Origin of the sequence: Buttiauxella selenatireducens (genome assembly GCF_031432975.1) — a bacterium.
In the GTDB taxonomy this organism is placed as follows: domain Bacteria; phylum Pseudomonadota; class Gammaproteobacteria; order Enterobacterales; family Enterobacteriaceae; genus Buttiauxella; species Buttiauxella selenatireducens.
Map to the genome: position 1 here is coordinate 1384979 of NZ_CP133838.1, position 14033 is coordinate 1399011.

The 14033-nt window shown below is 49.0% G+C and carries 12 protein-coding genes; 11 read left to right on the forward strand and 1 reads right to left on the reverse strand.

What is annotated here, in order from left to right:
- Positions 1-6: 6 nt before the first annotated feature.
- From RHD99_RS06435 to catA, 5 genes are all read left to right on the forward strand, one after another.
- Complete coding sequence (locus RHD99_RS06435; RefSeq protein WP_309878005.1) at positions 7-939, forward strand: PDR/VanB family oxidoreductase; 933 nt, start codon at positions 7-9, stop codon at positions 937-939.
- Between the two features lie 10 nt (positions 940-949).
- Positions 950-1444, forward strand: coding sequence for a flavin reductase (locus RHD99_RS06440; protein WP_183270098.1), 495 nt, complete (start codon positions 950-952; stop codon positions 1442-1444).
- Positions 1445-1536: 92 nt separating this feature from the next.
- A complete protein-coding gene (locus RHD99_RS06445) occupies positions 1537-2841 on the forward strand; it encodes an MFS transporter (RefSeq protein WP_309879090.1) in 1305 nt (434 codons plus the stop codon).
- Positions 2825-3940, forward strand: coding sequence for a muconate/chloromuconate family cycloisomerase (locus RHD99_RS06450; protein WP_309878007.1), 1116 nt, complete (start codon positions 2825-2827; stop codon positions 3938-3940). Before RHD99_RS06445 ends, RHD99_RS06450 begins: the two co-directional genes overlap by 17 nt.
- An 89-nt stretch (positions 3941-4029) precedes the next feature.
- A complete protein-coding gene (gene catA / locus RHD99_RS06455; RefSeq protein ID WP_309878008.1) occupies positions 4030-4956 on the forward strand; it encodes a catechol 1,2-dioxygenase in 927 nt (308 codons plus the stop codon).
- A 155-nt stretch (positions 4957-5111) separates the two neighbouring features.
- On the opposite strand, the gene RHD99_RS06460 is transcribed toward catA, so the two are convergent.
- Complete coding sequence (locus RHD99_RS06460; protein WP_309878010.1) at positions 5112-5651, reverse strand: DUF2058 domain-containing protein; 540 nt, start codon at positions 5649-5651, stop codon at positions 5112-5114.
- Positions 5652-5875: 224 nt separating this feature from the next.
- Between RHD99_RS06460 and RHD99_RS06465 the strand changes: the two genes are divergently transcribed.
- The 6 genes from RHD99_RS06465 to RHD99_RS06490 all read left to right on the forward strand — a co-directional run bounded on the left by RHD99_RS06465 (position 5876) and on the right by RHD99_RS06490 (position 14026).
- Complete coding sequence (locus RHD99_RS06465) at positions 5876-6106, forward strand: hypothetical protein (RefSeq protein ID WP_183270094.1); 231 nt, start codon at positions 5876-5878, stop codon at positions 6104-6106.
- 331 nt (positions 6107-6437) lie between these two features.
- Positions 6438-7505 (forward strand): ImmA/IrrE family metallo-endopeptidase, encoded by a 1068-nt coding sequence (locus RHD99_RS06470; RefSeq protein WP_309878011.1) that lies wholly within the window; start codon positions 6438-6440, stop codon positions 7503-7505.
- Positions 7486-7971: a PIN domain-containing protein gene (locus RHD99_RS06475; RefSeq protein WP_309878012.1), complete on the forward strand. Its 486-nt coding sequence runs from the start codon at positions 7486-7488 to the stop codon at positions 7969-7971. The genes RHD99_RS06470 and RHD99_RS06475 overlap by 20 nt, the downstream gene beginning before the upstream one ends.
- A 204-nt stretch (positions 7972-8175) precedes the next feature.
- Complete coding sequence (hsdR, locus tag RHD99_RS06480; protein ID WP_309879091.1) at positions 8176-10611, forward strand: EcoAI/FtnUII family type I restriction enzme subunit R; 2436 nt, start codon at positions 8176-8178, stop codon at positions 10609-10611.
- Between the two features lie 242 nt (positions 10612-10853).
- On the forward strand, positions 10854-12326 hold the full coding sequence (locus RHD99_RS06485; RefSeq protein ID WP_309878014.1) for an N-6 DNA methylase: 1473 nt from the start codon (positions 10854-10856) through the stop codon (positions 12324-12326).
- A complete protein-coding gene (locus RHD99_RS06490; RefSeq protein WP_309878015.1) occupies positions 12326-14026 on the forward strand; it encodes a restriction endonuclease subunit S in 1701 nt (566 codons plus the stop codon). Before RHD99_RS06485 ends, RHD99_RS06490 begins: the two co-directional genes overlap by 1 nt.
- The last annotated feature ends 7 nt before the right edge of the window (positions 14027-14033 follow it).

A 14033-nucleotide genomic window follows, 5' to 3' on the forward strand; every position in this document is an offset into this window, starting at 1 on the left:
GGCAACATGCTGACTTTACACATTATCCGCCGCGAGTTGCAGGGCGACGTGACGCTACTGACGCTTGCCCATGCTGACGGCATTGAGCTTCCTGCGTTTAGCGCGGGCGCGCATGTTGACCTTCATCTGTCGGCAGAACTGGTGCGCCCGTATTCGCTGTGCGGCGACCCGCAGGACAGGCATCACTACCAGTTGGGCATTCTGAAAGACAGCCGTTCTCAGGGCGGCTCGCTGGCGGCGCATGCGTTACGCGAAGGTGACGAAGTGCAAGTCAGTGCGCCGCGCAACTTATTTGCTCTGGACACTCGCGGCAACCACAGCTTGTTGATTGGCGGTGGGATTGGCATCACGCCGATGCTGGCGATGGCCGCAGAACTGCACGCAGCCGGGCGCTCATTTTCCCTGCATTACGCTTGCCGTTCACGCTCAGGGGCGGCGTTTGTCACGCAACTGGAAAATGCGCCATACGCCGAACGCGTCCAGTTGCATTTTAGCGATGAACAACGGTTAAACCTTGCGTCGGTGCTCAGTGACGTTCCACCGAATACCCATGTCTACGTCTGCGGTCCGAGCCGCTTGATGGAAGCGGTATCCAGCCTCGCGAAAAACCTGGATTACCCGCCGGATCAGATTCATCAGGAATGTTTTAGCGCCGACGTGCAGATTCAAGGCAACGCGTTTGAAGTGGTGGCAGCCGCCAGCGGAATTACCGTCCAGGTCGCTGAAAATCAAAGCATCGTCGAGGCACTGGCACTGGCGGGACTGAAGGTGTGCGTCTCCTGTAAGCAGGGGATTTGCGGCAGTTGCCTGACCGATGTACTGGAAGGGGAACCGGATCATCGTGACAGCTATCTGACCGATGAAGAGAAAGCCGATGGCGATCAAATCCTGTTGTGCTGTTCCCGCGCGAAAGGCGCCCGTTTGATTATCGATTTGTAAGGAGTATCCCATGACACTGCAATCTGAATTTCGAAATGCGATGGCGCAACTGGGAAGCGCGGTCTCTGTTATCACCACCGATGGCCCTGCGGGAAAGTTCGGCTTTACGGCTTCCGCCGTGTGCAGCGTGACGGATCAGCCGCCGACGTTGTTGGTCTGTATGAATCGCAACTCTTTCGCCAATGACCATTTCAAGCAAAACGGCACCTTATGCGTCAACGTCCTTTCCAGTGAGCATCAGGATTTGTCGGGCGTTTTCGCCAATGCCAACTTGCGTTCCGAGCAGCGTTTTCTGCATGACAACTGGCAGGTGATGTCCAGCGGAGCACCGGTTCTGAGCTCATCGGTTGCCAGCTTCGATTGCGTTATTGATACCTGCCACGAAGTCGGCAGCCATACGGTGTTTTATTGCCAGGTGCAGGCCGTCCGCGTGAGCGAGCAGCCTCGCGGCCTGGTCTATTTTAACCGTCGTTACCACCGGATTGGCGACGATGTTGAAGTGTAGCCGCCCACGGTTTAGCGCATCTTTTATCCAGGAGGACACGCTTCATGAGTGATATCGCGAAACAAAGTGCGGCACCGCACGATGCTCAGCAAATGCGTAAGCTGGTTATCGCATCGGTGCTCGGTAACGCGCTGGAATGGTACGACTTTTTCCTCTATGGGACGGCCGCCGCACTGGTGTTTGGCCCGTTGTTTTTCCCGGTCGGAGGCGATCCGCTACAGGGAACGTTGTTAGCGTTTTCAGGCTTTGCGGTCGGTTTTCTTGCTCGCCCGCTGGGTGGGATTGTGTTTGGGCATCTGGGCGATCGTTATAGCCGCAAGATGACGCTGGTCATGACGCTGTCATTAATGGGCGCGACGACCTTTGTGATTGGCCTGCTACCGGTTTACGCACAGATTGGGATTTGGGCACCGATATCGTTAATCACCCTGCGTTTTTTACAGGGCGTGGCATCGGGAGGTGAGTGGGGGGGCGGCGTTTTAATGTTAAGTGAAAATGCCCCTGCCTCACGCCGTGGCTTCTACACCGCCTGGAGCCAGATGGGGGTTTCCGGTGGGTTTGTGTTATCTGCCTTTGCGTTTTATCTGGTGCAGAAATTACCGGAATCTTCATTTATGAGTTGGGGCTGGCGTGTGCCGTTCCTGCTGAGTTTGCTGATTTTTCTGGTCGGGGTGTATATCCGTAAAAACATTCGCGAAAGCCAGGTTTTCCAGCAGGCAAAACCGCAAGACAAACACGAAAAACTGCCTTTGCTGGTGATTATCAAAGAGCACCCGAAAGCGCTGCTACAGGCCATCGCACTGCGTTTGCCTGAGAATGGCGCGTCTTACATCTTTTTCACCTTTTCGGTGGTGTATGCCAAACACATTGGCATCAGCACCGGCGTCATCATCAGTGCGGTGACCCTCGCCATGGTGGTGGAGCTTTTCTCGATCCTGTTCTGGGGCGCATTGTCTGACCGTATTGGCCTGAAACCCGTGTACTACATCGGTGTCATTGGCCTGTTGGTCATGGCGTTCCCGTTCTTCTGGCTGCTATCAACCGGTGATTACGGCTGGATCATGGTTGCGATGATCCTGGGATTACCGGTGTGCCACGGGGCGATGATCGGCACGCAGCCATGCATCATGAGCGATCTCTTCCCGGTGCGAGTGCGTTATTCAGGCCTGGCGCTGGGGCATGAAGTAGGCTCGATATTTTCAGGTGGATTAGGGCCGATGCTGGCGGTGGCGTTGCTGATTGAATTTGATGCTTACTGGCCGGTTTCATTATTGCTGATGAGCTACGCACTGCTGGCGCTGATTGCGCTGTGGAGCTTGCCGTCACAAAAGTCATCTTTAAGCCCGGCAGTAATGCCCGATTTAGCCAATGGAGCCGTTAATGAATCTCGCAATTGAATCTATCTCTTGTTGGCTGGTGGATATTCCCACTATTCGCCCGCACAAACTGTCAATGACCACGATGGGGTGCCAGACACTGACCATCATCCGCATGACCTGTGCGCAGGGCATTATCGGATGGGGGGAGGCGACCACCATCGGCGGTCTGAGCTACGGTTCGGAAAGCCCGGAGGCGATTAAGTCAGCCATTGAGTGCTATCTGGCTCCTCTATTGTGCGGAAAAACCTTTAACGGTGTTGCCGCGCTGGCGGAAACCATGAACGCCAGCGTGAAGGGAAACACCTTTGCAAAATCGGCTCTGGAAACGGCATTTCTTGACGCGCAGGGGAAGGCGCTGGGATTACCGGTAAGTGCTTTGCTGGGCGGCGCGCTAAAAGACCGTCTCCCGGTACTCTGGACACTGGCGAGTGGCGATACCGATAAAGATATAGAAGAGGGAAAACGGCTGCTTGAGGAAGGGAGACACAATACCTTCAAACTCAAAATCGGTGCGCGTGCGCTTGAAGTCGATATTCGCCATGCGCTGGCGATTAAATCCGCGCTGGGCAGTGATATTAGTATCCGTGTTGACGTCAATCAGGCATGGGATTTGACCACGGCTATCAAAGGCATGACGCAGCTACAGGAAGGCGGTATCGACCTGGTCGAGCAGCCGACGCCGATGTGGGACAGGCAATCATTAATCACCCTGAGCCAGCGTTTTTCCGTACCGATCCTCGCAGATGAAGCCGTAGGAACTTGCCACGACGGTTATGCCCTTGCGAGTGGCGGATTCACCGGTGCTTTTGCGCTAAAAATTGCGAAAGCAGGAGGGCCGGCTCAGGTATTGAAACTGGCGCATGTGGCGCAGGCGGCAGGAATTGGATTGTATGGCGGCACGATGTTGGAAGGAACACTGGGCAGCGTCGCCTCATTACACGCCTGGTCGACAGTCAACATGCAGTGGGGAACCGAAATGTTCGGCCCTCTACTGCTCAAGGACGACATTGTGGTGAACCCGCTGGAATTCAGCCACGGGCAAGTCACATTACCGCAAGGGCCAGGGCTGGGAATTGAAATTGACGAAGATAAATTGTGTTTTTATGCCCGAAAATAAATAGCTGGAAGCCTATAACTTTATACCAAAAATAATTCGAGTTGCTTGACTAAAAAGACAAAAACATACCCTACAGTGAGGAATAAATAATGACAGTTAATCCGGTAAAAACATCTGAATTAGAAAAGTTGCTTGCGGTGAGCAGTGGTCTGGTATCTGCTCAAGGGAATGAACGTTTTAAAGCGATTATGCATCAACTGCTGGGCGATCTTTGCCAGACCATTAAGAAATTCGATATTACCGATGAAGAGTTCTGGCAGGCAGTCAATTATCTGAATGAATTAGGCGAGCGTAAAGAGGCTGCGTTATTAGCGGCGGGTTTAGGCCTGGAGCATTATCTCGATATGCGTGCCGATGAAAAAGAGGCCGCCGCGGGTAACGAAGTCGGTACGCCGCGCACTATCGAAGGCCCGTTGTACGTGGCGAATGCGCCATTAAGCCAGAATTATGCGCGCATGGATGACGGCACCGAGCAAGCTGAAATCATGTGGTTACACGGCCAGGTGGTGGATTCCAACGGTAATCCCGTCGCTGGTGCGATTGTTGATATCTGGCATGCGAACACGCTGGGGGGATATTCGTTCTTCGACCAGTCGCAAAGCCAATATAACTTACGCCGCCGCATCCAGACTGATGCAGATGGCCGCTACGCGGTGCGCAGCATTGTGCCTTGTGGTTATGGCTGCCCGCCAGATGGCCCTACTCAAAAACTGCTGACGGAGTTAGGCCGTCATGGTAATCGCCCGGCACATGTCCACTTCTTTGTTTCAGCACCGGGTTACAAGCATCTCACCACGCAAATTAACCTTAATGGTGATGCTTATTTATGGGATGACTTTGCCTTTGCTACCCGAGAAGAACTGATTGCCGATCCGGTTAAAATAACCGATGCGCATATTGCAGAACAACGCAATATTTATCAGCCTCATACCGAAGTGAAGTTTAATTTCACGCTGGTGGCGGCGAGCGATAATAATGAAGAGACAAAAATTAAACGACTGCGTGTAATGGAATAAGCATACTCATTAGTCGTCAATCTACTCTATCGGGGTAACGCTATCGCGTTGCCTCGATTTTTTTACTGTAAAAATAATAAAAAGAGAACCCGATATTCATCGAGGTATAGCCGCAATAAGCAAGCTATACCTCGGTAGACATGGGGTAAATTTGCTTACCACATCAAATCATCAGGCACGATGAAATCGGCGTACGGATCTTCTTCGTCCAGCGCTTCTTTACTCAGTTCGGCGTTTAATACAATACTGCTCGCATCACGCTGGGCAATTTTATTGGCTACGCTTGCGGGAATAATCGCATATTCGCCATCCGGGTTTTTATCAGAAACCAGGCGTGCAATGGCGAGACGGCCATTGATCAGCTGTGTTTGGGTCGCTTTATCGACATAGATCTTTTTAATTAAATTGTTATCTGTGAAGTTATAACCAATATCGCCTTTTGAAATAACAATCCTGTTCATTTCAATAAGCTGCTTAACCTGAGCTTTATATTCTTTCGATAAGGCGGCTTGCTTTTGCTGCTCGCTTAGCTGCTTATCACGTTCGATTTGCGCTTTTTTATTTTCTTCAACCGCTTCTCTTGCCTCACGAGCCTGTACTCGCGATTTTTTTGCGGTTCTTTGGACTTTCGCAATTTTTTTGCTGCTGACTAATCCAGCTTTGAGCATCTGCTCTTGTAACGTTAGTTTTGTCATGTTCGTGTCTAAAAACCAATGAAATAGTATGTGGGATTATACCTTTAATTTTCGAGGCTGTGCCACGTTGTAGGATCGCGATACGCATCCTCCTGATAATGCTGTCTATCTTGTCGCGCGAGTAAAAATCACCCGAATGCATGATTTTATGTGACTTGCATCACATTTACGATGCCGTGTTCCTTGTGAACACATCGTGACACAACCAGATAAGGTGGTCAGAAATGAAATACTATTTTGCTGCTTTGTTGTTATCTGCTATTGCCGCACCTTGTTATTCACAACCTGTGAAGGCCGAGAGTAAAGAGGATATCCTTAACAATACCAGCACCACTCAGTATCAGTTTCAGCACGCGCAGGTCAGCGGACCGGGCGTACTGGAGCTCAATACCGAGTGTTACAGCTTGCCTGTTACGGAGCATCAGCCAGGGGTAAATTGCTTCCCTGATTATTAAACTCGGTTTTTCCCCCAGTCATCTCCTGGCTGGGGTTTGGTTATTTCAATCATTTACTCCGCTTAAAAACCCCGCCAGCAAAACCTAACTGCGCAAAAAGCGTGGTGCCTGTAAATCCTCGACCAGTTCATTCACTAACTCAAACAACATTCCGATTAATGCACGGTTCACGTCCGGTGTATGGGCGCGGCTTAAACCTCACTCCTCCAGTCGCCCGAAGTCTTGAGGAGAGCGTTTAACGTGTTGCCTAAACTGTTTTAGCTCTCCATACTGTGGTTTACAAAATATGATTTTTTTTAATTTTCATAAACCAAAACAAATGGAGGTCAGCATGTTCGGAGAACGTCTTAAACGGGCTCGCTCTGCCGCTGGCCTGTCTATGAAAGAGTTATCTCTGCAGGCAGGCGTAAGCGCCAACATGATCAAAAAGTACGAGCATGATGAGAGCATGCCAAGTTCCGGTGTGCTGATCAAAATGTCTCGTGCACTTGGGGTTCGCAATGAGTATTTTTTCCGGCCAACAAAGTATGAGTTGAAAGGTATTGAGTACCGAAAACGTAGCTCAACACCCACAAAGATGCTTAACCGAATCAAGGCTGATGTTCTAGATCAAGCTGAACGTTGGATGGAGCTATCTAACTTATGGCCAAACTTTCCCGTACCTGAATTTACAAAATTATCTTTTTCTATTTCCCATATAGATGAATATGCACAAATTGAGGTCATCGCAAATGAGCTTCGGGGCGTATGGGAATTAGGCAGCCAACCGATAGCAAGTATTATTGATGTCTTAGAGTGTCATGGAATAATTGTTATTGTTACCGATGTTGATACCACTGAAAAGTTTGATGGTTGCCAGGCATCAGTTGGCAATACACCTATTATTGTTATTTCATCCAAATGGTCAGGGGATCGGCAGCGTTTCACTTTGGCTCATGAATTAGGGCACTTAATTCTGCATGGTATGCTGAATGCTTCTCTTGATGAGGAGAAGGCATGTAATCGATTTGCAGGAGCATTTATTTTTCCAGAAACATCAGTTCGTCAAGCCCTTGGAGTATCGCGACGGAATCTTGAAGTGCAAGAATTGTATCTTCTCAAAATGGACTTCGGATTGAGTATGATGGCCACGATTTATCGTGCTGCTGATTTGGCAATCATTAATGATACTAAGCGTAAAGAGCTTTTTATGTTTTTCTCCATGCGGAAATGGCGAAGCCAGGAACCAGGCGAGCCTTACCCTGCAGAAACGACTAGTTTATTCAAACAGTTGGTTTTTCGTGGTTTGGGAGAAAATATCATTTCCGAGTCCAAAGCGGCCGAACTTCTAGGTATGTCATTGGTTAGTTTCCACAACATGCGCAAGTTGGTAGGGCCGGATGTTAATTTTAATCAGTGATGCCAATATAATAATCGATATGGAAGAAGGAGGATTAGTTGAACTAATTTTCTCTCTTCCCCATTCCTTCAAAGTTCCTGATATTTTGTTTTATGATGAACTTGAAGAGCAGCATTCAAATTTGCTTGAAAGCGGCCTTCAACTTGGTGAATTAACCTCAGAAACAATGCGATATGCTATGAATTTAGCCGAAAAAGCAACCGGGCCAAGTCGAAATGATTGCTTTGCATTATCATTAGCGAAGCAGGAAGAATGCCCGTTATTAACTGGCGATCTTGCATTACGTTCATTGGCTCAGTCTGAAGGGGTTGAAGTTAAAGGAACTATCTGGATTGTTGAGGAGTTAATTCATCATGGATTGATGACAATTATTGAGGCTGAAAGTGCGTACAACCTTATGCGTGATGCGGGGCGACGCTTACCATGGGACACTGCTTTTAGACGCTTACAAGAACTGGAATTATAAATTCAGAAGGTCAATATCCATCCGTTTTTGCATGTGATTTTCTTATTTTGTGTTAGCTGATGGCTGAATCCGTGTGCCCTTTATAGGGCAAATCATTACTCACTCGGCAACTATCAACTGTCCAAAACTTCGTTTCAGGTCATTACGCAACGCACTAATATGTGTGAAAATCAGCGCTTACCCTTTACCGTTGAGACCGATGCTATGGCTGGCGTGAACAAAACGAATCTGACCGAAACGGACATCATCACCAAGTTTATCCTCCCTGCGATTATCGATGCAGGCTGGAGCATGATGTCGCAGGTGCGCCAGGAGGTGAAACTCCGCGACGGTAAAGTGGTGGTGCGCGGCAAGCTGGCGGCACGCTTAACCGTGAAATCAGCCGATATTGTGCTTTACCACAAACCAGGATTGCCGCTTGCCGTCATCGAAGCAAAAGCCAATAAGCATGAAATCGGCAAAGGGATGCAGCAAGGGTTGGATTACGCCCGCTTGCTCGACGTGCCATTTGTGTTTGCCTCCAATGGCGATGGCTTTATCTTTCACGATAAAACCAACGCTCTCCAGCTTGAATCTGAAATCAAGCTGGACGATTTCCCCACTCCTGAGCAACTTTGGAATAAATACTGTGTCTGGAAAGGTTTTACCGCCGAACAGATGCCCGTCATCAGCCAGGATTACCACGATGACAGCTCAGGTAAATCTCCGCGTTATTACCAACTCCAGGCGATAAATAAAACCGTAGAAGCCGTTTCTGCCGGGCAAAACCGAGTATTGCTGGTGATGGCAACCGGAACCGGGAAAACCTACACGGCTTTCCAGATAATCTGGCGCTTATGGAAAGCAAAAAGTAAGAAACGCATCCTGTTCCTCGCTGACCGCAATATTCTGGTTGATCAAACCAAAACAAACGACTTCCAGCCTTTTGGCAGCGCGATGACCAAAATCACCGGGCGAACTATCGATCCAGCCTACGAAATCCAGCTGGCGTTGTACCAGGCGATTACCGGACCAGAAGAGTATCAGAAAGCCTTTAAACAAGTTGCGCCAGATTTCTTTGACCTGATAGTTATCGACGAATGCCACCGTGGCAGCGCATCAGAAGACAGCGCCTGGCGTGAAATCCTCGAATACTTCAGCAGCGCCACACAAATTGGCCTGACTGCCACGCCGAAAGAAACTGAAGAAGTCTCGAGTACCGACTACTTTGGCGAACCGGTTTATACCTATTCCCTGAAAGAAGGTATTGAAGATGGTTTCCTGGCACCGTACAAAGTGGTGCGCGTCGATATCGACGTAGACTTACAGGGCTGGCGTCCCACCAAAGGGCAGGTAGATAAACACGGTGAGATTATCGAAGACCGTATTTATAACCAGAAAGATTTCGACCGCACGATGGTGATTGATGAACGCACCATGCTGGTGGCGCAAACCATCACCGATTACTTAAAACGCACCAACCCGATGGATAAAACCATCGTCTTTTGTAACGACATCGACCATGCCGACAGAATGCGCCGGGCGCTGGTAAACCTGAACCCGGAGCAGGTTAAAAAGAACGAAAAGTATGTGATGAAAATTACCGGCGACGATGACATAGGCAAAGGGCAACTGGATAACTTCATCAACCCCAAAAAAGCGTACCCGGTGATTGCCACCACCTCCGAACTGATGAGCACCGGTGTAGATGCCCAAACCTGCAAGTTGGTGGTGTTGGATCAAAACATCCAGTCGATGACCAAGTTCAAACAGATCATCGGGCGCGGAACGCGCATTAATGAAAAGCACGGCAAATTGTGGTTCACCATTCTCGACTTCAAAAAAGCCACCGAACTGTTTGCTGATGAACGCTTTGACGGTGTACCGGAAAAAGTGATCCGCACCACGCCGAAAGAGATTACCGACCCCGATTCAGATTTTGACGAGCAACTGGAAGACGAAACGCCAGAGAACGAATTGCCTGACGAAATTAACGGCGTCGAAGAACCTTTTGCAACGTATGACCCGGCACCAGGTGATGGAACGGGCGCATTTGAAGAAGACGAAGAGAACAAAATCCGTAAATTCCACGTCAACGGCGTGGCGGTAAAAGTGCTGGCGAAACGGGTTCAATACTACGATGCCGACGGTAAATTGGTCACCGAATCCTTCCAGGATTACACCCGCAAAACCTTGCTGAAAGATAAAGACTACGCATCACTTGATGGCTTTACTCGCAAGTGGCATTCTGCCGCCCGCAAGCAGGTAATCATCGAGGAACTGCAACAATTGGGCGTTCTTTGGGACGTGCTGGCAGAAGAAGTGGGTAAAGATCTCGACCCGTTTGATCTGCTTTGCCACGTTGTGTATGGTCAGCCACCGTTAACGCGCCAGGAACGGGCCAATAATGTGCGCAAGCGTAACTATTTCACCAAATATTCCGCGCCTGCGCAGAACGTATTAAATACGTTGCTGGATAAATACGCCGACGAAGGTGTACAGGAAATCGAGGATATTCAGGTGTTGAAACTCAAACCGTTTGATACCCTGGGTCGCCCGCTGGAAATCATCAAAAGCAGTTTTGGTAACAAGCAGGCTTACGAAGATGCCGTTAACGAACTGGAAAACGAAATCTACCAGCTACCGCCACGCTCCGCCTGATCGCCCAACAATAACCCTCACCCTGGCCCTCTCCCTCAGGGAGAGGGGACTGTCTGGTTCCTCCCAGGCCCTAAAGGTGAGGGACTGTCCGGTTTCTCTCTAGCTCTAAAGGCGAGGGGGCTGACTTGTTGTTTCCCTCTCCCTCAGGGAGAGGGTTAGGGTGAGGGTTGTATTGAGGGGAATTTTTCGCTTCACCGGCACAAACGCTGCCGGTAGCACTTTTTTAAGAATGGATAACAAACATGTCAATTAGCTCAGTCATTAAATCTCTACAGGACATCATGCGCAAAGATGCAGGCGTGGACGGCGATGCCCAGCGCCTCGGCCAGCTTTCCTGGCTGCTGTTCCTGAAAATTTTTGACACTCAGGAAGAAGAGCTGGAACTGGAGCAAGACGATTACCAGTTGCCGATCCCCAAACGTTACCTGTGGCGCACCTGGGCGGCGAACAGCGAAGGCATTACCGGTGACGAACTGCTGGAATTTGTGAACGACGACCTGTTCCCAACATTAAAAAGCCTCACCGCGCCAATCGACAAAAATCCGCGTGGCTTTGTGGTGAAACAAGCGTTTAGCGATGCCTATAACTACATGAAAAACGGCACCTTACTGCGCCAGGTGATCAACAAACTTAACGAAATCGACTTTAGCAGCAGCTCTGAGCGCCACCTGTTTGGTGATATTTACGAGCAAATCCTGCGCGACCTGCAAAACGCAGGCAACGCGGGTGAGTTCTACACCCCGCGTGCGGTCACGCGCTTTATGGTTAACCGCATCGACCCGAAACTGGGCGAGTCCATTATGGACCCCGCCTGCGGTACTGGCGGCTTCCTGGCCTGTTCGTTCGACCACGTGAAAGAGCATTACGTCAAAACCACCGCTGACCACCAGATTTTGCAAAAGCAAATTCACGGCGTGGAGAAAAAACAGCTCCCACATCTGCTGTGCACCACCAATATGTTGCTGCACGGCATTGAAGTGCCGGTACAAATCCGCCACGACAACACGCTCAATAAACCGCTTTCCTCCTGGGATGAGCAACTGGACGTGATTGTCACCAACCCACCGTTTGGCGGCACCGAAGAAGACGGTATCGAGAAAAACTTCCCAGCGGAAATGCAGACCCGCGAAACTGCCGATCTGTTCCTGCAACTGATTATTGAAGTGCTGGCGAATAAAGGCCGCGCCGCTGTCGTCCTGCCGGACGGCACGCTATTTGGTGAAGGTGTGAAAACCAAAATCAAAAAGCTGCTGACCGAAGAGTGCAACCTGCACACCATCGTGCGCCTGCCAAACGGCGTGTTTAACCCGTACACCGGCATTAAAACCAATATTCTGTTCTTCACCAAAGGCCAGCCGACCAAAGAGATTTGGTTCTATGAGCATCCGTACCCAGCGGGCGTGAAGAACTACAGCAAAACCAAACCGATGAAGTTTGAGGAGTTCCAGGCGGAGATCGACTGGTGGGGCAGCGAAACCGATGGTTTTGCCAGCCGTGAAGAGAACAACCAGGCGTGGAAAGTGGGCATCGACGAAATCATTGCCCGCAACTTTAACCTCGACATCAAAAACCCGTACCAGGGCGAAACCATCAGCCACGACCCGGACGAACTGCTGGCGAAATTCCAGCAGCAGCAGGGCGAAATCAGCGAACTGCGCTATAAGTTACGCGACATCCTTGGTGCCGCGTTGGCAGGCAACAAGGGGGCAAACTGATGGCCGTTGAGAAATTGATAACCGACCATTTCGATACCTGGACTTCAGCCCTGCAAACCCGTTCCACCGCCGGACGCGGCAGCAACGGCAAAATCGACCTATACGGCATTAAGAAGCTGCGCGAGCTGATTCTGGAACTGGCGGTGCGCGGCAAACTGGTGCCGCAAGACCCGAATGATGAACCGGCGTCGGAGTTGTTAAAGCGTATTGCCGCTGAAAAAGCCGAACTGGTAAAGCAGGGGAAGATTAAAAAGCAGAAACCTTTGCCGGAAATTAGCGAGGATGAGAAGCCTTTTGAATTGCCGAAGGGATGGGAGTGGGTGCATCTTCCTGATATTTATTATTCAATTTCTGATTCATCTAATAAAATAAAGTCCTCAGAAATACTACCAGAGGGAAGATATCCAGTTATCGAGCAAAGCCAAGAGTTTATTTCTGGCTATTGCAATGATGAACATCTTTTAATAAAGATAGATAATCCTGTTGTTGTTTTTGGTGATCACACAAGAAATATTAAATTTATTGATTTTGACTTTGTTGTTGGCGCCGATGGGGTGAAAATTTTATCACCTGTACTAACGTGTGAGCGTTACTTTTTTTGGCAGTTGCGATCATTAAAATTAGAAGTAAGAGGGTATGCGAGACACTTCAAAGTCTTAAATAGCCAATTATTTGCATTGCCTCCCTTTGCAGAGCAGGAGCGAATAGTTGAAAAAATTTACTCTTTAATGTCCCTTTGCGATCAACTGGAACAGCAATCCCTGACCAGTCTGGATGCGCATTCTCAGCTTGTCGAAACTTTACTGGCAACGCTCACCGACAGCCAAAACGCAGAAGAACTCGCCGAAAGCTGGGCGCGAATCAGCCAGCATTTCGACACGCTATTTACCACAGAAGCGAGTATCGACGCCCTTAAACAAACCATTCTGCAACTGGCGGTGATGGGTAAACTGGTACCGCAAGACCCGAACGATGAACCCGCCGCTGAACTGTTAAAACGTATTGAGCAGGAAAAAACGCAACTGGTGAAAGAAGGCAAAATTAAAAAACAAAAACCTTTGCCGCCAGTTAGCGATGAAGAAAAGCCTTTTGAATTGCCGCAGGGTTGGGAGTGGTGTCGAATTGGTGATTATAGTTTGTCAACAGAGTATGGTATTTCCCATAAAACATTTAAAGCAACCCTAGGGGTGCCTGTTTTAAAAATGGGAGATATTCAAAACGGGGATGTTATTTTAGGTGGGCAACAAGTTGTAGATGCAGATATTGATGAATTACCATATTTATACTTGGAAAAGAGAGATGTACTGTACAACCGAACTAATAGCGCGGAGCTTGTTGGGAAGTCAGGGGTTTATTTAGGTGAAGATAATGTTTACACGTATGCCTCTTATTTGATTCGAATTAGAACTATTAAAGAGAAAAATATACCTGAATTTCTCAATTTAAATATGCAAGCACCATTTTTTAGACTTACTCAGATTAACCCACATGTTAAACAGCAATGTGGGCAAGCTAATGTTAATGGCACTATAATGAAAAATATGGTGATAGCCGTCGCTCCTATAAAAGAACAAGAGAGAGTAATTCAGAAAGTTGTAGAACTTTGTAATATTTGCGATCACCTCAAGTCCCGTCTGCAATCCGCCCAGCAGACGCAACTCCACCTCGCAGACGCACTGACCGAAAGCGCATTAAACTAAGCCACCT